General features: G+C 61.2%; 18 protein-coding genes and 2 pseudogenes. 14 read left to right on the top strand and 6 right to left on the bottom strand.

Annotated features, from left to right (window positions below):
• The first annotated feature begins 134 nt into the window (after positions 1–134).
• The 12 genes from coxB (at position 135) to AC0L16_RS01575 (ending at position 10,081) form a co-directional block, all read left to right on the top strand.
• Entirely contained in the window at positions 135–1,013 is an 879-nt protein-coding gene (gene coxB, locus AC0L16_RS01630; RefSeq protein WP_473618610.1) for a cytochrome c oxidase subunit II, read from the top strand.
• A gap of 37 nt (positions 1,014–1,050) precedes the next feature.
• A complete protein-coding gene (gene ctaD / locus AC0L16_RS01625) occupies positions 1,051–2,700 on the top strand; it encodes a cytochrome c oxidase subunit I (RefSeq protein ID WP_128172054.1) in 1,650 nt (549 codons plus the stop codon).
• A 74-nt stretch (positions 2,701–2,774) separates the two neighbouring features.
• Positions 2,775–3,719 carry a heme o synthase gene (locus tag AC0L16_RS01620; protein WP_473618609.1) on the top strand — a complete coding sequence of 315 codons (945 nt, stop codon included), beginning with the start codon at positions 2,775–2,777 and terminating at the stop codon, positions 3,717–3,719.
• Between the two features lie 2 nt (positions 3,720–3,721).
• A complete protein-coding gene (locus AC0L16_RS01615) occupies positions 3,722–3,883 on the top strand; it encodes a hypothetical protein (RefSeq protein ID WP_077381685.1) in 162 nt (53 codons plus the stop codon).
• A gap of 8 nt (positions 3,884–3,891) precedes the next feature.
• Complete coding sequence (locus AC0L16_RS01610) at positions 3,892–4,533, top strand: cytochrome c oxidase assembly protein (RefSeq protein WP_473618607.1); 642 nt, start codon at positions 3,892–3,894, stop codon at positions 4,531–4,533.
• A 1-nt stretch (position 4,534) separates the two neighbouring features.
• Entirely contained in the window at positions 4,535–5,416 is an 882-nt protein-coding gene (locus tag AC0L16_RS01605; protein WP_473618606.1) for a cytochrome c oxidase subunit 3, read from the top strand.
• A gap of 82 nt (positions 5,417–5,498) precedes the next feature.
• Entirely contained in the window at positions 5,499–5,885 is a 387-nt protein-coding gene (locus tag AC0L16_RS01600; protein WP_473618604.1) for a DUF983 domain-containing protein, read from the top strand.
• Positions 5,882–6,679 (top strand): SURF1 family protein, encoded by a 798-nt coding sequence (locus tag AC0L16_RS01595; RefSeq protein ID WP_473618603.1) that lies wholly within the window; start codon positions 5,882–5,884, stop codon positions 6,677–6,679. The genes AC0L16_RS01600 and AC0L16_RS01595 overlap by 4 nt, the downstream gene beginning before the upstream one ends.
• Positions 6,680–6,944: 265 nt before the next feature.
• Complete coding sequence (gene ispH / locus AC0L16_RS01590; protein ID WP_287217497.1) at positions 6,945–7,955, top strand: 4-hydroxy-3-methylbut-2-enyl diphosphate reductase; 1,011 nt, start codon at positions 6,945–6,947, stop codon at positions 7,953–7,955.
• A 5-nt stretch (positions 7,956–7,960) separates the two neighbouring features.
• The gene (locus tag AC0L16_RS01585; RefSeq protein WP_473618601.1) at positions 7,961–8,923 is read left to right on the top strand and encodes a homoserine kinase; all 963 of its coding nucleotides are present in this window, start codon (positions 7,961–7,963) and stop codon (positions 8,921–8,923) included.
• Positions 8,920–9,447 (top strand): ribonuclease HI, encoded by a 528-nt coding sequence (gene rnhA, locus AC0L16_RS01580; RefSeq protein WP_473618600.1) that lies wholly within the window; start codon positions 8,920–8,922, stop codon positions 9,445–9,447. Before AC0L16_RS01585 ends, rnhA begins: the two co-directional genes overlap by 4 nt.
• Before the next feature lie 40 nt (positions 9,448–9,487).
• Entirely contained in the window at positions 9,488–10,081 is a 594-nt protein-coding gene (locus tag AC0L16_RS01575) for a histidine phosphatase family protein (RefSeq protein WP_473618599.1), read from the top strand.
• A 5-nt stretch (positions 10,082–10,086) separates the two neighbouring features.
• On the opposite strand, the gene AC0L16_RS01570 is transcribed toward AC0L16_RS01575, so the two are convergent.
• The 3 genes from AC0L16_RS01570 to AC0L16_RS01560 form a co-directional block, all read right to left on the bottom strand.
• Positions 10,087–10,566 carry a DUF2938 domain-containing protein gene (locus AC0L16_RS01570; RefSeq protein WP_473618773.1) on the bottom strand — a complete coding sequence of 160 codons (480 nt, stop codon included), beginning with the start codon at positions 10,564–10,566 and terminating at the stop codon, positions 10,087–10,089.
• Between the two features lie 90 nt (positions 10,567–10,656).
• The gene (locus tag AC0L16_RS01565) at positions 10,657–11,157 is read right to left on the bottom strand and encodes a redoxin family protein (RefSeq protein WP_473618598.1); all 501 of its coding nucleotides are present in this window, start codon (positions 11,155–11,157) and stop codon (positions 10,657–10,659) included.
• 122 nt (positions 11,158–11,279) lie between these two features.
• Complete coding sequence (locus tag AC0L16_RS01560; RefSeq protein ID WP_473618597.1) at positions 11,280–12,086, bottom strand: protein-disulfide reductase DsbD domain-containing protein; 807 nt, start codon at positions 12,084–12,086, stop codon at positions 11,280–11,282.
• A gap of 169 nt (positions 12,087–12,255) precedes the next feature.
• Between AC0L16_RS01560 and AC0L16_RS01555 the strand changes: the two genes are divergently transcribed.
• Complete coding sequence (locus AC0L16_RS01555; RefSeq protein WP_023799312.1) at positions 12,256–12,864, top strand: YqgE/AlgH family protein; 609 nt, start codon at positions 12,256–12,258, stop codon at positions 12,862–12,864.
• Between the two features lie 152 nt (positions 12,865–13,016).
• Here AC0L16_RS01555 and AC0L16_RS01550 read toward each other — a convergent pair whose 3' ends face one another.
• The 3 genes and pseudogenes from AC0L16_RS01550 to AC0L16_RS01540 form a co-directional block, all read right to left on the bottom strand.
• On the bottom strand, positions 13,017–14,042 hold the full coding sequence (locus AC0L16_RS01550; RefSeq protein ID WP_473618596.1) for a transglycosylase SLT domain-containing protein: 1,026 nt from the start codon (positions 14,040–14,042) through the stop codon (positions 13,017–13,019).
• A gap of 441 nt (positions 14,043–14,483) precedes the next feature.
• A pseudogene (locus AC0L16_RS01545) lies at positions 14,484–15,187 on the bottom strand (class I SAM-dependent methyltransferase); the annotation flags it as partial.
• Between the two features lie 502 nt (positions 15,188–15,689).
• Positions 15,690–16,241 (bottom strand): nuclear transport factor 2 family protein, encoded by a 552-nt coding sequence (locus AC0L16_RS01540; RefSeq protein WP_473618594.1) that lies wholly within the window; start codon positions 16,239–16,241, stop codon positions 15,690–15,692.
• Between the two features lie 109 nt (positions 16,242–16,350).
• On the opposite strand from AC0L16_RS01540, the pseudogene AC0L16_RS01535 reads away from it, so the two are divergent.
• Positions 16,351–16,461 (top strand): annotated as a pseudogene (locus AC0L16_RS01535) (LysR family transcriptional regulator); the annotation flags it as partial.
• Positions 16,462–16,490 lie beyond the last annotated feature (29 nt).

The following is a 16,490-nucleotide window of genomic DNA, read 5'->3' as shown; positions in this document are numbered from 1 at the left end:
TTCCCCCGCTCCTTTCTTGCAGAGGCAAATAGAGTATGGTTTGAACCAGCCTCGGGACTTTCCGGGATTCCCGTCCCGGCGTTGTTCGATATCCTTGCGGTCCGATCGCGAGGAACTGGGAGATAATGACGGCAATGAGAAAATTCCTAGCAGGCGCCAAACTCCTGGCAAGCGCTGCCGCCACACTGTTCACCGGTGCATCCGCCCATGCGGCCCAGCCTGCGCCCTGGGAGATGAGCTTCCAGCCCGCAGCCACCGACATGATGCGGCAGATCGCCCGGTTCGAGCACTATACGCTGTGGTTCATCGTGCCGATCACCCTCTTTGTGCTCTTTCTCATCGCCTATTGCATCCTGAAGTTTCGCGCGAGCGTCAACCCTACCCCGTCGCGCACCAGCCATAACACGCTGATCGAGGTGATCTGGACGGTCGGGCCGGTCGTCGTCCTGCTCTTGCTCGCCATCCCCTCGTTCCAGCTCTTGACTGCGCAATACACGCCGCCGGAGGAAGCCAAGCTGACCGTCAAGGCGACGGGAAACCAGTGGAACTGGGATTACGAATACCAGACCGAAAACACGCTTTCCTTCAACTCGGCGATCCTGGCGGATACTGACCGCGCGGCGGCTGGCAAGGAGGATCGGGCCGCCTATCCGCGCCTGCTTGCCGTCGACAACGAGATGGTGGTGCCGGTCAACACCATGACCCGGGTGCTGGTGACGGCGGCGGACGTGATCCACGCCTTTGCCATGCCGGCCTTCGGCATCAAGACCGACGCGGTTCCGGGTCGCATCAACGAGATCTGGTTCAAGGCGGAAAAGGAAGGCCTCTATTACGGCCAGTGCTCGGAGCTCTGCGGCAAGGACCACGCCTACATGCCGATCGCGATCCGCGTCGTCTCCGACGCCCAGTACAAGACCTGGCTGGCAGCAGCCGGCACCGACCTTCCCGGCGCCAACAAGGCGCTGATGGCCGAGGTCGACGGCAAAGACAAGGTAGCGGCCGCCGGCAACTGATGCCGCGACCAGAAAAGATCAGGGAACGGAGCCGAACATGGCAGACGCTGCAGCTCACGACCACGACCACAAGCCGTATCATGGCTGGGTGCGGTGGGTGTATTCGACCAACCACAAGGATATCGGCACACTCTACCTGATCTTCGCGATCATGGCGGGCTGCGTCGGCGGTGCCCTTTCGGTCGTCATGCGTATGGAACTGCAGGAGCCTGGGATCCAGATTTTCACCGGCCTGGCGCAGATGGTCTACGGCTTGAACGCCGACGCCGCGCTCGACGGCGGCAAGAACATGTACAATGCCTTCACCACCGCCCATGCGCTGATCATGATCTTCTTCATGGTCATGCCGGCGTTGATCGGCGGCTTCGCCAACTGGATGGTGCCGATCATGATCGGCGCGCCCGACATGGCATTCCCGCGCATGAATAACGTCTCGTTCTGGTTGCTGCCACCGGCTTTCATCCTGCTGATCATCTCGGCCTTCGTGCCGAGCGCGCCTGGCGCCTACGGCGTCGGCGGCGGCTGGACGATCTATCCGCCGTTATCGACCTCGGGCCAGCCCGGACCGGCGATGGATCTTGCGATCCTGTCGCTGCACATCGCCGGCGCCTCATCGATCCTCGGCGCCATCAATTTCATCACCACCATCTTCAACATGCGCGCGCCTGGCATGACGCTGCACAAGATGCCGCTGTTCGCCTGGTCGGTGCTGATCACCGCTTTCCTGCTGCTGTTGTCGCTTCCGGTTCTCGCCGGCGGCATCACCATGCTTTTGACCGATCGCAATTTTGGCACCACCTTCTTCGCGCCCGATGGCGGCGGCGACCCGATCCTGTTCCAGCACCTGTTCTGGTTTTTCGGCCATCCGGAAGTCTACATCCTGATCCTGCCGGGCTTCGGCATCGTCAGCCACATCGTCTCGACCTTCTCCAAGAAGCCTATCTTCGGCTATCTCGGCATGGCCTATGCCATGGTCGCGATCGGTGCGGTCGGCTTCATCGTCTGGGCGCACCACATGTACACGACCGGCCTGTCGCTCGACACGCAGCGCTATTTCGTCTTCGCCACCATGGTTATCGCGGTGCCGACGGGCGTGAAGATATTCTCGTGGATCGCCACCATGTGGGGCGGGTCGATTTCGCTCAAGACCCCGATGCTGTGGGCGATTGGCTTCATCTTCCTGTTCACCGTCGGCGGCGTCACCGGCGTCCAGCTTGCCAATGCCGGTCTCGACCGCCCGCTGCACGACACCTACTACGTGGTCGCGCATTTCCACTATGTGCTGTCGCTGGGCGCGGTCTTTGCCATCTTCGCCGGCTGGTACTACTGGTTCCCGAAGATGACCGGCTACATGTACTCGCCTGTCATCGCCAACACCCACTTCTGGGTCACTTTCGTCGGCGTCAACCTTGTCTTCTTCCCGCAGCATTTCCTCGGCCTCTCCGGCATGCCGCGCCGCTACATCGACTATCCGGATGCGTTTGCCGGCTGGAACATGGTGTCGTCCTACGGCTCGTATATTTCGGCCGTCGGCGTGGTCATCTTCCTTTATGGCGTGTTCGAGGCCTTCCAGAAGAAGCGGGTGGCCGGCGCCAATCCATGGGGCGAGGGTGCGACGACGCTCGAATGGCAGCTGCCTTCGCCGCCGCCCTTCCACCAGTGGGAACAACTGCCGAAGATCAAATAGGCTTCTGCCTGGGAATTCGGAACCGCTGGTTCGCCGGCGGTTTTGGCCAACGGAATGATGGACTTTAAGTACGCATGGCCCTTGTCGACGACACCTTGACTGACGAAGCGGGCTTTCGCATGTCGGAAGCGACGGCGGGCGATTTCTTCGCCCTGTTGAAGCCGCGCGTCATGTCGCTGGTGGTGTTCACCGCCTTTGTCGGCCTGGTCGCGGCACCTGTGACCATCAATCCGCTTCTGGCGGTGATCGCTATTCTGGCCATTGCCATTGGTGCTGGCGCGTCCGGCGCGCTCAACATGTGGTATGACGCCGACATCGATGCGGTGATGACCAGGACCGCCAGCCGTCCGGTGCCGGCCGGCCGCGTCCGGCCCGGTGAGGCGCTGAGTTTCGGCCTGGTGCTGTCGGTGCTGTCGGTGATGACGCTCGGCGTGCTGGTCAATTGGTTGTCGGCCATACTCTTGGCCTTCACCATCTTCTTCTATGCCGTCGTCTACACGATGTGGCTGAAGCGCTGGACGCCGCAGAACATCGTCATCGGCGGTGCCGCCGGCGCCATTCCGCCGGTAATCGGCTGGACCGCGGTGACCGGAACTGTCAGCCTGGAAAGCGTCGTCCTGTTCCTCATCATCTTTTTATGGACGCCGCCGCATTTCTGGGCGCTCGCCCTCTTCAAGTCGGAGGACTATGCCAGGGCCGGCATCCCGATGATGCCGAATGTCGCCGGCCAGGCTTCGACCCGACGCCAGATCTTTGCCTACGCGCTGATCCTTGCCCCGGTTGGCGTGCTGCCATGGATGCTCGGTTTCACCACGCCCGCCTACGGCGTCTTTGCGGTGCTGCTTGGTGCCGGCTTCGTCTGGTATGCGTGGCAGGTGCTGCGGATGGCCGAGGACGACCATGTGATGAAGCCGGCCAAGGCATTGTTCGGGTATTCACTGCTCTACCTCTTTGCCATTTTCGCTGTCTACCTTGCTGACTGCGTTGTCGGGCGCGTGCTGACCATGGGCGGAGCATGACCATGGCCGACAAGAAGCTTGAACTCGTCACGCTGACGGAGCGCCAGCAGAAGGCCCGGCGCAACCGCTCGGTGGCCATCGGCCTGGCACTGGCGGTGCTTGTCGTCATCTTCTATATCGCGACCGTCGTGAAGTTCGGTCACAACCTCACCGGAACGATGTGAGGCTCAAGATGAACCGCCAAACAGTGACCGATCCTCAAAAGAAGAACACCAACCGCATCGTCGCCGGCGTCTGCATCGCCTTTTTCGGCGGCATGATCGGCATGGCCTATGCCGCGGTGCCGCTCTACGCGATGTTCTGCGAGGCGACCGGTTACGGCGGCACCGTGAAACGCGCAACGCAGCAATATGCCGACCGCGTGCTCGACCGCGATATCACCATCCGTTTCGACGCCAACACATCCGGCGTGCCCTGGCAGTTTGAGCCGGTCGCCCGGTCGGTCACCATCAAGATAGGCGAGACGGCCCAGGCGCATTATAGCGCCACCAACAAGTTCGTCCGCGCCACCACCGGCCGCGCGACCTTCAACGTGCAGCCGGAACTTGCGGGATCCTACTTCAACAAGGTCGAGTGTTTCTGCTTCACCGACACGACGCTGAAGCCTGGCGAGACGCTGGACATGCCGGTCGTGTTCTATGTAGATCCCGACATCGTCAACGCGCCGGAGCTGAAGGACCTGAAGACCATTACCCTGTCCTACACGATGTTCCCGGTCGAGAAGAACGAGAACAACAAGCCGGTGGCGTCATCAGTGCCGGCCGAAGGCACAAGCAACAAAGTTTCACACACCGAAGGAGGCCTCGGGGGTTGATATGGCAGACGCGCACGCAAAACCACAACATGACTACCATCTCGTCGACCCGAGCCCGTGGCCGTTCCTAGGCTCGGTCGGCGCGCTGGTCACCGCGATCGGCGGCGTCTGTTACATGCAGTATCTCAAGGGCGGCGATTTCCCGATTTTCGGCTTCAACATCGCCAATCCGTGGCTGTTCTTCATCGGCCTTTTAATCGTCCTCTACACCATGTACGCTTGGTGGTCGGACACCATCAAGGAAGCGCACGAAGGCCACCACACGCGTGTCGTGTCGCTGCATCTGCGCTACGGCATGATCATGTTCATCGCTTCCGAGGTGATGTTCTTCGTCGCCTGGTTCTGGGCTTTCTTCGACGCCAGCCTGTTTCCCGGCGAGGCACAGCAATATGCCCGCGCCGCCTTCACCGGCGGTGTCTGGCCGCCGAAGGGCGTTGAGGTCCTCGACCCCTTCCACCTGCCGCTCTACAACACCGTCATCCTGCTTCTGTCGGGCACTACGGTCACCTGGGCGCACCATGCGCTGCTTCATGGCGACCGCAAGGGGCTGATCAACGGCCTGGTGCTGACGGTCGGTCTCGGCATCCTGTTCACCATGGTGCAGGCCTACGAATACATGCACGCGCCGTTCGGCTTCAGGGATTCGATCTACGGCGCCACTTTCTTCATGGCGACCGGCTTCCACGGCTTCCACGTCATCATCGGCACCATCTTCCTGCTGGTCTGCCTGGTCCGCGCGATGAAGGGCGACTTCACGCCCAAGCACCATTTCGGCTTCGAGGCCGCCGCCTGGTACTGGCACTTCGTCGACGTGGTCTGGCTGTTCCTGTTCACGTCGATCTATGTCTGGGCCTCGAGCGGCGCGGTCATCGAAGGCCACTGAAATCTTCCTGAGGAAATCGATGAGGCGGCTGCGGCGACGTGGCCGCCTTATCTTTTGCGGTGAAGGGCACTAAAGTGTCGGAATGAGCGACGACAAGGCGATCTGGCCAGCAATCGATCCGATTTCGGCTGGCCTGTACGGCCGCTGCCCGCGCTGCGGCGAGGGACGGCTGTTTTCCGGCTTCCTCACCGTCGGCAAACGCTGCGCCAATTGCGGCCTCGACTATTCCTACGCCGATGCCGGCGACGGTCCGGCGGTGTTCGTCATCCTGATCGTCGGCTTCATCGTCGTCGGGCTGGCGCTGTGGATGGAGGTGACGCTGAATCCGCCGCTCTGGCTACATTTCTTGCTGTGGATACCACTGACGCTGGTGCTTTGCCTGGGCGCGCTCAGGCTGATCAAGGGTGTGCTCCTGACGCTGCAATACCGCAACAAGGCGGCAGAGGGCAGGCTGGACCTCGGCGAATGAGCACGACGTCCGCTTCGATCGCGGGCCGTTCGCGGCAGAAGACGGCATTGCTGCTTGGCCTCGGCCTCATGCTGTTCTTCATCTTGCTGGCGCTCGGCACCTGGCAGGTCCAGCGCCTGTACTGGAAAGAGAGTCTTCTCCAGACAATCGATCGGCGCACGCACTCAGCGCCCGTGCCGTTGGCCGAGGTCGAAAAGCGGTTTGCCGCCGGCGGCGATGTGGATTACACGCCGGTGACGGCATCAGGCACGTTCCTGAATCAAGGCGAGCGACATTTCTTCGCGACCTGGGAAGGCCAGTCCGGTTTCGATGTCTTCACGCCCTTGCATCTGGAGGAGGGCCGCTTCGTTCTGATCAATCGCGGCTTCGTGCCATACGATCTCAAGGACGCGGCCAAGCGCCCGCAAAGCCAGGGTGCGGGCCAGGTGACGGTGACGGGGCTCGCCCGCAATCCGCTGCCGGCAAAACCCTCGATGATGCTTCCCGACAATGATCCGCAGAAAAACATCTTCTACTGGAAGGATCGCGACGCCATGGCGGCGAGCGCCGGTCTGCCGGCCGGCGCGGGGCTGGTGCCATTCTTTATCGACGCGGACGCCACGCCGAACCCGGGTGGGTTGCCGATCGGCGGCGTGACAATCATCGACCTGCCGAACAGCCATTTGCAATATGCCGTAACCTGGTACGGCCTTGCCGCTGCCCTTGCCGGCGTCCTCATCTTCCGGCTTCGCCGCCCGGCGAAAGACGCATCGGCCCGAAAATCGGAATCGATTTTCGGAAAGCACGATGCGTAGATTGAATGTGTCGGAGCAATTCCAGGAAAAGTGTGAAACGGTTTTCCCGGGAAAAGCGCGTAGCGCTTTCCCTCGCGGAATTGCGTTAAAACAAAGAGGTAGAGCCGTTCTACGAACGGCTCTACAGCGTACTTTGTGCGTCCAAATGGGCGCACGTCGCTCTAATGATCGCCACCGGCGCCCTTGACAGGGCAGGGGTGCGCACCTCATTTCGCGCCTTGAGTTCAAGACTTGAGTTCACGCTACGACCAACCGGCCGGGAATCATGCTTCACACGACCACAAAGCCACCGCTGACGATAAGGCTCTGCCAGCCGCGGGGTTTCTGCGCCGGCGTCGACCGCGCCATCCAGATCGTCGTGCTGGCGCTGAAGAAATACGGCGCGCCGGTCTATGTTCGCCACGAGATCGTGCACAATCGCTACGTTGTCGAGGGGCTGCAAAGCCTCGGAGCGGTGTTCATCGAGGAGCTCTCCGAGATACCGGCTGAGCATCGTCAGAGCCCGGTCGTCTTTTCGGCGCATGGCGTGCCGAAGTCGGTGCCGGCGGACGCCCAGGCGCGCAATCTCTTCTATCTCGATGCCACCTGCCCGCTGGTGTCGAAGGTCCACAAGCAGGCGATGCGCCATCAGCGACTCGGCCGCCATGTGCTTCTGATCGGCCATGCCGGCCATCCGGAAGTGATCGGCACGATGGGGCAGTTGCCGGACGGCGCCGTCACCTTGATCGAGACCGAAGCCGACGCCGCGAATTTGGTGCCCGCCGACCCGCAGGCGCTCGGTTTCGTCACCCAGACGACGCTTTCGGTCGAGGACACCGCCGGCATCATTCGGGTGCTTAAGGATCGTTTTCCCGATTTGCATGCGGCGGCAGCGGAATCGATCTGCTACGCCACCACCAATCGCCAGGAAGCGGTAAAGGAGACCGCCGCGGGTGCCGATCTCTTCCTGATCGTCGGCGCTCCCAACTCCTCAAATTCGCGGCGTCTCGTCGAAGTGGCCGAACGCGCCGGCGCCTCGATGTCGCTTCTGGTGCAGCGCGCCTCCGAGATCCCATGGACCGACATCGCCGGCATCTCGACGCTCGGTCTGTCGGCAGGTGCATCGGCGCCGGAAATCATCGTCGACGAGATCATCGACGCGTTCCGGCAGCGCTTCGACGTAACCATCGAGCTGGCGGTGACGGCGACGGAAACCGAGGATTTTCCGGTGATGCGGGTGCTGCGCGACGTCGAGCTAACGGCCGCCGACATGGCTTTCGTCAACGGGGCCGCGTAAGGTTCATGGCGGTCTACACCGACGTCAACGAAGGCGAGCTCGGCGCGTTCCTAAAGGCCTATCCAGTCGGCGATCTCCTGTCCTACAAGGGTATCGCCGAAGGCACCGAGAACTCGAATTTCCTGCTGCACACGACCAGTGGGTCCTACATCCTGACGCTCTACGAAAAGCGCGTCGACAAGGCCGACCTGCCGTTCTTCCTCGGCCTTATGAGCCACCTCGCCAGGAAGGGCATTTCCTGTCCGCTTCCGGTGACCGCGCATGATGGCGACGTCATCGGAACACTTGCCGGCCGGCCGGCGGTCATCATCACCTTCCTCGAAGGCGTTTCGCTGCGGCGGCCGACATCAGCGCATTGCGGCGAGGTCGGCAAGGCGCTGGCGGCGCTGCATCTGGCCGGCGCCGACTTTCCGATGACCCGTCCGAATGCCCTTGCCATCGATGGCTGGCGCAAGCTGTGGAGCGCCTCTCGCCTTCGCGCCGACGCGGTCGAGCCGGGACTGGCGGCCGAGGTCGATGCCGACTTCGCCGATTTCGAGCGGAACTGGCCGAACGGCCTGCCGGAAGGCATCATCCATGCCGATCTTTTCCCGGACAATGTCTTCTTCCTCGGCGAGAAACTGTCGGGGCTGATCGACTTCTATTTCGCTTGCAATGATCTCTACGCCTATGATGTCGCGACCTGCCTCAATGCCTGGTGCTTCGAGAAGGATTTTTCCTTCAACCTGACCAAGGGCACGGCGCTGCTTGCCGGCTACCAAAGCGTGCGGCCGTTGAGCGGCGAAGAGAAAGCTGCGTTGCCGATGCTGGCGCGCGGCTCGGCGTTGCGTTTCATGCTGACCCGGCTTTACGACTGGCTGACCATTGCCAACGGCGGGCTGGTCGTGAAACGCGACCCGACCGAATATATCAGGCGCATGCGTTTCCACCGGGCGATCAAATCTCCTTCCGAATACGGACTGACATGACCAAGCGCGTCGAAATCTTCACCGATGGTGCCTGTTCGGGCAATCCGGGGCCTGGCGGCTGGGGGGCTGTCCTGCGCTTCAAAGGCGTCACGAAGGAACTGTCGGGCGGCGAGGCTGCCACCACCAACAACCGCATGGAACTTTTGGCCGCCATCTCGGCGCTCAATGCGCTAAAAGAACCCTGTGCGGTCGATCTTTATACCGACAGCAACTATGTCAAGGACGGCATTTTCAGCTGGATCGACGGCTGGAAGCGCAACGGCTGGAAGACCGCCGCCAGGCAACCGGTGAAGAATGCCGAACTGTGGCAGGCGCTCGACGAGGCGCGCAATCGTCACCAGGTGATCTGGCATTGGGTCAAGGGCCACGCCGGCCACCCGGAGAACGAGCGTGCCGACGAACTGGCGCGGCTCGGCATGGCGCCGTTCAAAAAAGGCCCCGTCAAGACCGCGACGCCGAAGCCAGGTCCGCAGGCGAAGCAGCCGGCGATCGCAAAGCCACGGCGCTCGACCCAGAGTTATTGAATTCCCGCTGTGGGTCCGCTCTCTGGCAGGAAGACCTATCATGCCGATCGCATACTACATCACGCATCCCCAGGTTCGGATCGATGCCAATGTTCCAGTGCCAGAGTGGGGACTATCCGACATCGGGCGAGCGAGAACGTCTGCAATGCTCGATCAGCCGTGGGTTCGGTCGATCCGGCGTATCGTGTCATCGGGTGAACGCAAGGCGATAGAAACCGCCGAGATAATCGGAAGGCATCTCCGCCTTGAGGTCGAGGTGAGGGAACGGATGCATGAGAATGACCGATCGGCAACCGGTTTCCTACCGCCTGCGGAGTTCGAAGCGGTCGCGGACCAATTCTTCGCCAATCCATACAGCAGCATTCGCGGATGGGAGCGGGCAATCGATGCTCAGCATCGTATTCTGAGCGAGGTAGACACTGTGCTCGGCACAGATGACGCCGCCGACGTTGCTTTCGTGGGCCACGGAGGTGTCGGAACGCTTCTGCTGCTTTCTCTCGGCGGTCGGGAGATCAGCCGCGAGGCGGATCAGCCAGCGGGCGGCGGGAACTATTTCGCGTACGATATCCGCGCGCGTCGTGTTGTCCACGGATGGCGGCCGATCGACAGGCTGGCGCAGCACCGCGACGATTAATTTCGCTACCGGATCAACATCGCTGTGCCGAAAAGTCCGAGCGCGAACACAGTATGCGAGACGAGGTTGAGGGCGCGGATCTGCATCGGGTTGGGGCGCTTTGACGCGGCCCAGCCGGCGCCCATGCCGGGCGCCAGCAGGAACCAGCCGGCGCCTACAGTGACGATGCCGAGGATGAAGGCCGGCAGGAAGGTCGGTGCGGCCAGCCACGCCGCTCCCGCCAAAACGGCCAGAACGATGCCGTAGACGATGCCGACAAAATAGTGGAAGGCCCAGCCGAGCGCCGATTCATGCGCATAGGGTGCTGCCGCGCCGATATCGTCATGGAAGACCTTGCCGTCCCTCAGGTGCCAGACCCAGCGACCAACCAGTCCCCAGTTCGGCCGCGGCTGAGCAAAAACCGTGTTCAGGAAAATCGCCCAGAGGTCCATGAGCGCCGTGGCGCCGATGCCGATCGCGACAGCGCGCCAGAAGTGGTCAAACATCATTGAGGTCCCCCAAAAGCAGGTAATTCCCGACGCGCAGCTTTCGAAACAAGCGTGATCGTCAGGCCAAAGGAGCGTGAAAACCTTGGCCTATGCTGTCGCCAAAACGGAAAGCTGTCCGAGAATGTGAGCAGCACCGGATTCATCGACCCCAGGCTTTGTCTCGACATTGAGCGCGGTGACCTTGCCGTCGTCGACGATCATCGAAAACCGCTTCGAGCGCAGCCCCATGCCACCGCCGGAAAGGTCGGCGTCGAGACCGATCGACTTGACGAAATCGCCATTGCCGTCGGCAAGATAGAGGATCTTGCCTTCACCGCCGCTGAAGCGGGCCCAGGCGCCCATCACGTGGACATCGTTGACGGCGACGACGGCGATGGTGTCGACGCCGCGCGCCAGGATGGCGTCGTAATTGTCCAGATAGCCGGGCAGATGGTTGTTGGAGCAGGTCGGCGTGAAAGCGCCGGGAACGGCGAACAGCACCACCTTCTTGCCCGAGAAAATCTCGGCCGTCGTGATCGCTTTTGCGCCGTCGGCAGTCATCGTCTTGAAGGTCGCTTGGGGCAGCTTGTCGCCAACGGCAATCATCATCGTCGTCCTCGTTTTGACAAATGGAAGGGAGTATCCCTGCGATAGCGAATTCAGCCGTTTCCCGCAACTGTCGGGGCGGCCGGAGCAAGGGATGTTCGACCTGAACATCCTTTTGCTCGGGATCAAGGGAACGGCAGCAGGCCTTCGACGGCGCCGGCCGCAGTTGTCAGCGTGTAGTAAAGTCCGCCATCCGTCGGCGTCGTCGTCGGCCTGTCGAGGATCGGCACGGCAAACACCAGCTTGCCGTCCTTTTCGCTGCGGGCCGGCACGCCGAACATGTAGTCCCGCTCACCGGCGACGAAGAAATCCGCTGTTTCGGGATTGCCCGGAAAGCTCGCCTCGACAATCAGTGTCTCGCGGTCGCCCGGCAGGATATTGACGCCGAAATCGGGTCTTGCGGGAGCAGGCAGCGTTGCAAGGGCCGCCTTCACCAAGGCGGCGTCTTCGACATTCTCCGGATCGGAGCCCGGATCGATGGTCAGCTTTGTTTGCACCGGGATGCAGATCGTCTCACAAATTCCGAGAAAGATATCGGCATCGATGACGGCCGGCTCGTTCGGCGCCGACAGCGTGAACGTTACCGGCAGTGAAACCGGATGGTCATAGCCGGCCCATTTGCCGGAGCCGTCGTCGTGGCGCTGGGGTGGCGGAAACGAAAACGTCGCGCTGGCAATGTTGGTGCTGGCCGAGATATCGATTTGCGGCGGCACGCCCGCGTCGCCCGGATCGCGCCAGTAGGTTTTCCAGCCAGGCTTGAGCGCAATATCGAGGACGCCATGGATGCGTCCGGCTGTGTCGGGCCTGCCGCTGGTCACAAGGCGTACTTTGCCGCCTTCGCTATCGTACCAGATCGACGAGGATGCTGCGGCGGGAAGGCCGCTCCCACATCCAACAGCGGCGCTGAGCGCAAGGACTTTCAAGCTTTGCATGGTGGTGATTTGAGCGTCCGTTCATGGCTGCGCAATGACTTCATGGCGTCGCTGCTATCATATTTGCGTGACCTCGGGCACAGCTTTGCGTGCCTTGGATGCACAACTGCGGCCAAATCGCGCGCGGCGCATCTTTTCGGCGCTCCAGAAACGCGTTACGCTCCCCCTCATGGACTTGTTGCGCCACAAGAAGATGGCTGCGGGACGCGGCTTTCTCGATGACCAGTTCCTGATTGCCATGCCCGGCATGAAGGACGACCGCTTCACGCGCTCCGTCATCTATATTTGCGCGCACAGCGACGAAGGCGCGATGGGCCTGGTCATCAACCAGACACAGCAGATGCTGTTTCCGGATCTGCTCGTGCAACTCGGCATCATGAACGAACAGGAAGCGATCCGCTTGCCCGCGCAGGCCCGCGACTTCGTCGTCCGCAACGGCGGACCGGTGGACCGCAGCCGGGGCTTCGTCCTGCATTCGGGCGACTACCGCGTGGAATCGTCGCTTGCCGTCTCCGACGACATTTGCCTGACCGCGACCGTCGACATATTGCGCGCCATTTCGTCGGGCCGTGGGCCTCGGCATGCGCTGATGGCGCTCGGCTATTCGGGCTGGGGCGCCGGTCAGCTGGAAAGCGAAATCGCCGAGAACGGTTGGCTGACCTGCCCGGCAAATGCGGAGCTTCTGTTCGATACCGACATCGAGCGCAAATACGACCGGATACTCGCTTCGATCGGTATCGACCTCGCGCATCTCAGCCTGGCCGCCGGTCACGCCTAATGCATGTCGCGCAAAAGCATGCCCTCGGGCTTGACCCGAGGGTGTGCAGCGGTTTTGCGATAGCGACATGCATAAAACAACAACCTAAAGCGCGTCGCGTGAGGCCGATCAAACGCGACGCGCTTTAGAGGTGAAAACCGATACCTGGCTTGTTACCGTCGCACTGCCGTCGCCAGCCGTTTGCCCAGATCGTAGACGAGATTCTCGAAACCCGACGTCCAGGACAGGTCAGCCTCCTTCACGCGCGTTTCGACATCGCTGTATTTGCCGATACGGGCTTCCAGGAAGGAGCGCAGGCGCTGGTGAAACTGGCCGACGGTGAGCTGTTTTCCCTCGGCCTTGAAGATCGCAGTATTGAAGCGTGCCGCCTTGGGGAAGATTTTGCTGGCCGTGGCATTGGGCTTCTCATCGGCATTCGACAGAAGCGCTGCTGCCCCGTTGGTGCCAAGGAAATGGGGGAGGTAGAGATCCTTTTCATCCATGGCCTTCTCAAGACGAGCTTCGATGCGTTGCTTGGCCGCGAGAAGGTTCTTGGCCGCAAGTGCCGCCGACAGATAGGGATCGCGCCTGAATTCAAGGATGCGCTGTTCTTCGGCCTTGTCCTCGACGAAATGGTATTCGCGTTTGCCCTCGGGGCGGGTCCGGATCAGTTCCGCTTCGTCGCCCAAGCCGAATTCTGCACCGTACTTCTTCACCGCCTCGAGCCATGTCTGGTCGAGGAATTGCATAAGACCAAGCGCCGACCCTTTAGACGGGCGATTGTTGATGTCGAAGGAGGATTCCTTCTCGGCGATCGCAAAAAGCGTATCGGCAGGAAATTGGGTGTCCTTGGCTGCACGAAGGATTTCGCTGGCGATGTGCTGCGACACCTTGTACTCGCCGAACTCGTGCATCGACATGCCGATGACGATCTGTTCCGCGCCTTCGGAAAGGATGGAGACGGTGCCCTTCAATGCCTGGGCCAGCGTGCGTTCCCCCTCGCGTCCAGAGGTCGATATGGTGTCTGGATCGATGATGTCGAACTCGGGCGCGGCCGAGGGGAAACTCAGAGCCGAGAACGGAACAGCAGTGGCAACCGCGGCTTCGGTCACGCCGTTGACCAGAACTCCCGAATAGACCGGCCATGGCATGGCTGCCACTGTCGCCGCCAGGCCAAGCCCCGCGATCCTTTTCGACAAAGGCCGGCCAACCGAAAGGATTACGGCTCCGCAAGCAAAGAATTCAAATGTTCTTTGGAGTGACGCCAGGTCCCCCTCCGTTCCTTGTCTAGCCGCCCAGATACTTTGGGGCAGGTCTATTTCCAACGTTGAGCCGTCAACGTCGAAAAAGACAAGAAGAACGGTCAGTGCTTCATTTAACTAGTCATGGATAATGGCGGCACAATGGCCACAGTGCGGCAAAATAATTCGAAATGTAAAACAAGCTGGTTTTAATCGAGGGCTGCGTAGCCGATGCGTTGCTTGTGAAGCCTCTCGATTGCGAGCAGAAATTTCCCTGAGCTGGTCTGCCCTCGACTGCAGCGGGGCAATCCTTTCGGTTCTCGAACGGCAGATTGTCAATGAGCAGCCATTCTCGGCACAATACTCGATCGAACGAGTTCTCCGTTGGTGAGAGATCATTTAGCCTTTGGCTGTCGCCAGATTGGTGCTGAGCTCGAAGGCCAGTCCCGACCCGATGGTGTATGGCTGCAGCACGGGCGCACTCTCGCTCACGATCGCCTCCACGACGCGCTTGCGTTCCTGATCACCCAATTCCTTGGCTAAGGAACTCATCCCGACCAGCGCCATCGTATTCAAATGCAGGAATGGTGCGCCTTCCCCGAAATGGATGGTGCGCGAAACAATCCTCGATCGGACCTCGTGGAAGCCGGCGTCTCGCAGCAGCGCCTCAAGTGGAGCCGCTGCCCCGAAGCTGTACCGTTGATCGGCGATGGCGCCCAGATGGCGCTCCGCGACGCGGCACAGTTCGCGAAACAACGGGATTTCGTCGTCCGGGCGCCACGTGGCGATTGCCAGCCTACCACCCTTCGTCAGCGCGCGACGCATCTGCGCCGTCGCCGCGGGTTTGTCAGGAATGAACTGCAGTCCTTGCTGGCAGACGACCACGTCGAACGTCTCCCCACCACGCAGAGGCAACTGGCCGGCATTGCCCTGGCGCCAGTCGATGGCTGTTCTTCCGCCCGCGCCACGGCCAGCATGTCCGCGCTGACGTCGACGCCGACGATATATCCGGCTTCACCGAGCCGCTCTCTCGCAACGCGCGCCACTATTCCTGTTCCACAAGCGATATCGAGTAGGCGATCGCCCGAAGACAATTCCAACTCGTCAAGAGCCATCTCGGCCCATGGACGGAAGATAGGGCCGACGAGCCACCGCTCGTAGATCTCTGGGAAACTTGCCTGGTTCATTGCGTAGCTGGGCAAGGTCATGATCGTCCTCCCTCAAATCTCCATCCGACCCATTGTGAGCCTTCACCCGCGCTAGATCCAACGGGACAACTACCCATCGCACCTGAACAATCTATGCGGCTTTCGGGCAGTCAGGCTCGCATAGGCGAAGCGGCCGAAGAGGGAGGGTCCGCGCCTGGCGTTCCGAGGATCCGCAAGGCGCGATCAGGCTCGGCAACGTGGCCCTGACTTCAGGCTTTGCTTTCAGCCGTTTTCAACGGTCTGTAGCGAGCAGGGCGCATGACTATGGCAGATCTACTCCACCGGCACCAGCAGGTGCTCGTAAGGCGCGTCGGGCCACATTTGGCGCAATAACCCCTTCAGCGGGCTTTGGACCAGCAGCCAGAGCGCTCCGTCGGGATGGCAAACACTCTTCGCATCACGCGGCTTCGCCGCGTGCAAGGGCCGCCGCCTGCTCCAGACTCACGCCGTTGACCAGGGGGTCAGCGTGCCGATGCACCAAGCGCCATTCCGCCTCTTCGCGGCGATAAACCAAGGTAACCCGCAGCGGCCAATCCTGGGCTGGCAGACCGCCGACCTCGACGTGCGGGCGTTCAATGATCGCGAGGACCACCATGTCGGCGGAACCATAGGCTTGAAGAAGTTCGTGCTCGAAGGTGCCGTTCTTGAAAAAGCGGCCCATCGCCTCGATCCGCTCGGCAGTCAGTTCAGAAGCCCGCGTCGGCTTTCCTCCGAATGGAGACATCAGCAGGAAGTTCTCGGTATGTGGGATCACCTCGTAGTACTTCGTTATCTCCCCGCGCATCAGCGCCGAATTTGCTTCCGCAGACCGCTCGACGAGATCGGCAACCGTCCGGTCTATCGTAGGCTCCCCAAGAGCCTGTGCCGAGGCTTTCGTTAATCTTGCAGTTTGTGACAATGCCACGCCAGCGCTTGCTGCGGCGAGAAGGGAACGTCGTGATACTGGCATGCGGGTGCTCCTGTATCTGTTTCCGATGCGAAGCGCGCCTAGCGCTGCTTCGCTTGCTCAGGAGATCGCACTTCCATGATGCTGAATCCAGTGATATGATTTCATCGACATGCTGAACAGAATTGAGCTATCCCGCGCAGACCTCAACCTCCTCGTTCTGTTTGAGATCGTGTTCGACGAGCGCCACGTGGGCCGGGCGGCCGAAAAGTTGAATCTGACGCATCTCAAATCAGCATAGCTCAAGCCTCA

The sequence above is a fragment of the Mesorhizobium sp. WSM4848 genome, assembly GCF_055811375.1.
The sequence above is the reverse complement of the archived record's forward strand: the minus strand, read 5'-3'. Positions and strand labels throughout refer to the sequence as shown.

Excerpts from the sequence above, each read along its gene's own strand:
- coxB (WP_473618610.1), top strand. The coding sequence starts at position 135 with ATGAGAAAATTCCTAGCAGGCGCCAAACTCCTGGCAAGCGCTGCCGCC.
- ctaD (WP_128172054.1), top strand. The coding sequence starts at position 1,051 with ATGGCAGACGCTGCAGCTCACGACCACGACCACAAGCCGTATCATGGC.
- AC0L16_RS01620 (WP_473618609.1), top strand. The coding sequence starts at position 2,775 with ATGGCCCTTGTCGACGACACCTTGACTGACGAAGCGGGCTTTCGCATG.
- AC0L16_RS01615 (WP_077381685.1), top strand. The coding sequence starts at position 3,722 with ATGGCCGACAAGAAGCTTGAACTCGTCACGCTGACGGAGCGCCAGCAG.
- AC0L16_RS01610 (WP_473618607.1), top strand. The coding sequence starts at position 3,892 with ATGAACCGCCAAACAGTGACCGATCCTCAAAAGAAGAACACCAACCGC.
- AC0L16_RS01605 (WP_473618606.1), top strand. The coding sequence starts at position 4,535 with ATGGCAGACGCGCACGCAAAACCACAACATGACTACCATCTCGTCGAC.
- AC0L16_RS01600 (WP_473618604.1), top strand. The coding sequence starts at position 5,499 with ATGAGCGACGACAAGGCGATCTGGCCAGCAATCGATCCGATTTCGGCT.
- AC0L16_RS01595 (WP_473618603.1), top strand. The coding sequence starts at position 5,882 with ATGAGCACGACGTCCGCTTCGATCGCGGGCCGTTCGCGGCAGAAGACG.
- ispH (WP_287217497.1), top strand. The coding sequence starts at position 6,945 with ATGCTTCACACGACCACAAAGCCACCGCTGACGATAAGGCTCTGCCAG.
- AC0L16_RS01585 (WP_473618601.1), top strand. The coding sequence starts at position 7,961 with ATGGCGGTCTACACCGACGTCAACGAAGGCGAGCTCGGCGCGTTCCTA.
- rnhA (WP_473618600.1), top strand. The coding sequence starts at position 8,920 with ATGACCAAGCGCGTCGAAATCTTCACCGATGGTGCCTGTTCGGGCAAT.
- AC0L16_RS01575 (WP_473618599.1), top strand. The coding sequence starts at position 9,488 with ATGCCGATCGCATACTACATCACGCATCCCCAGGTTCGGATCGATGCC.
- AC0L16_RS01570 (WP_473618773.1), bottom strand. The coding sequence starts at position 10,566 with ATGTTTGACCACTTCTGGCGCGCTGTCGCGATCGGCATCGGCGCCACG.
- AC0L16_RS01565 (WP_473618598.1), bottom strand. The coding sequence starts at position 11,157 with ATGATGATTGCCGTTGGCGACAAGCTGCCCCAAGCGACCTTCAAGACG.
- AC0L16_RS01560 (WP_473618597.1), bottom strand. The coding sequence starts at position 12,086 with ATGCAAAGCTTGAAAGTCCTTGCGCTCAGCGCCGCTGTTGGATGTGGG.
- AC0L16_RS01555 (WP_023799312.1), top strand. The coding sequence starts at position 12,256 with ATGGACTTGTTGCGCCACAAGAAGATGGCTGCGGGACGCGGCTTTCTC.
- AC0L16_RS01540 (WP_473618594.1), bottom strand. The coding sequence starts at position 16,241 with ATGCCAGTATCACGACGTTCCCTTCTCGCCGCAGCAAGCGCTGGCGTG.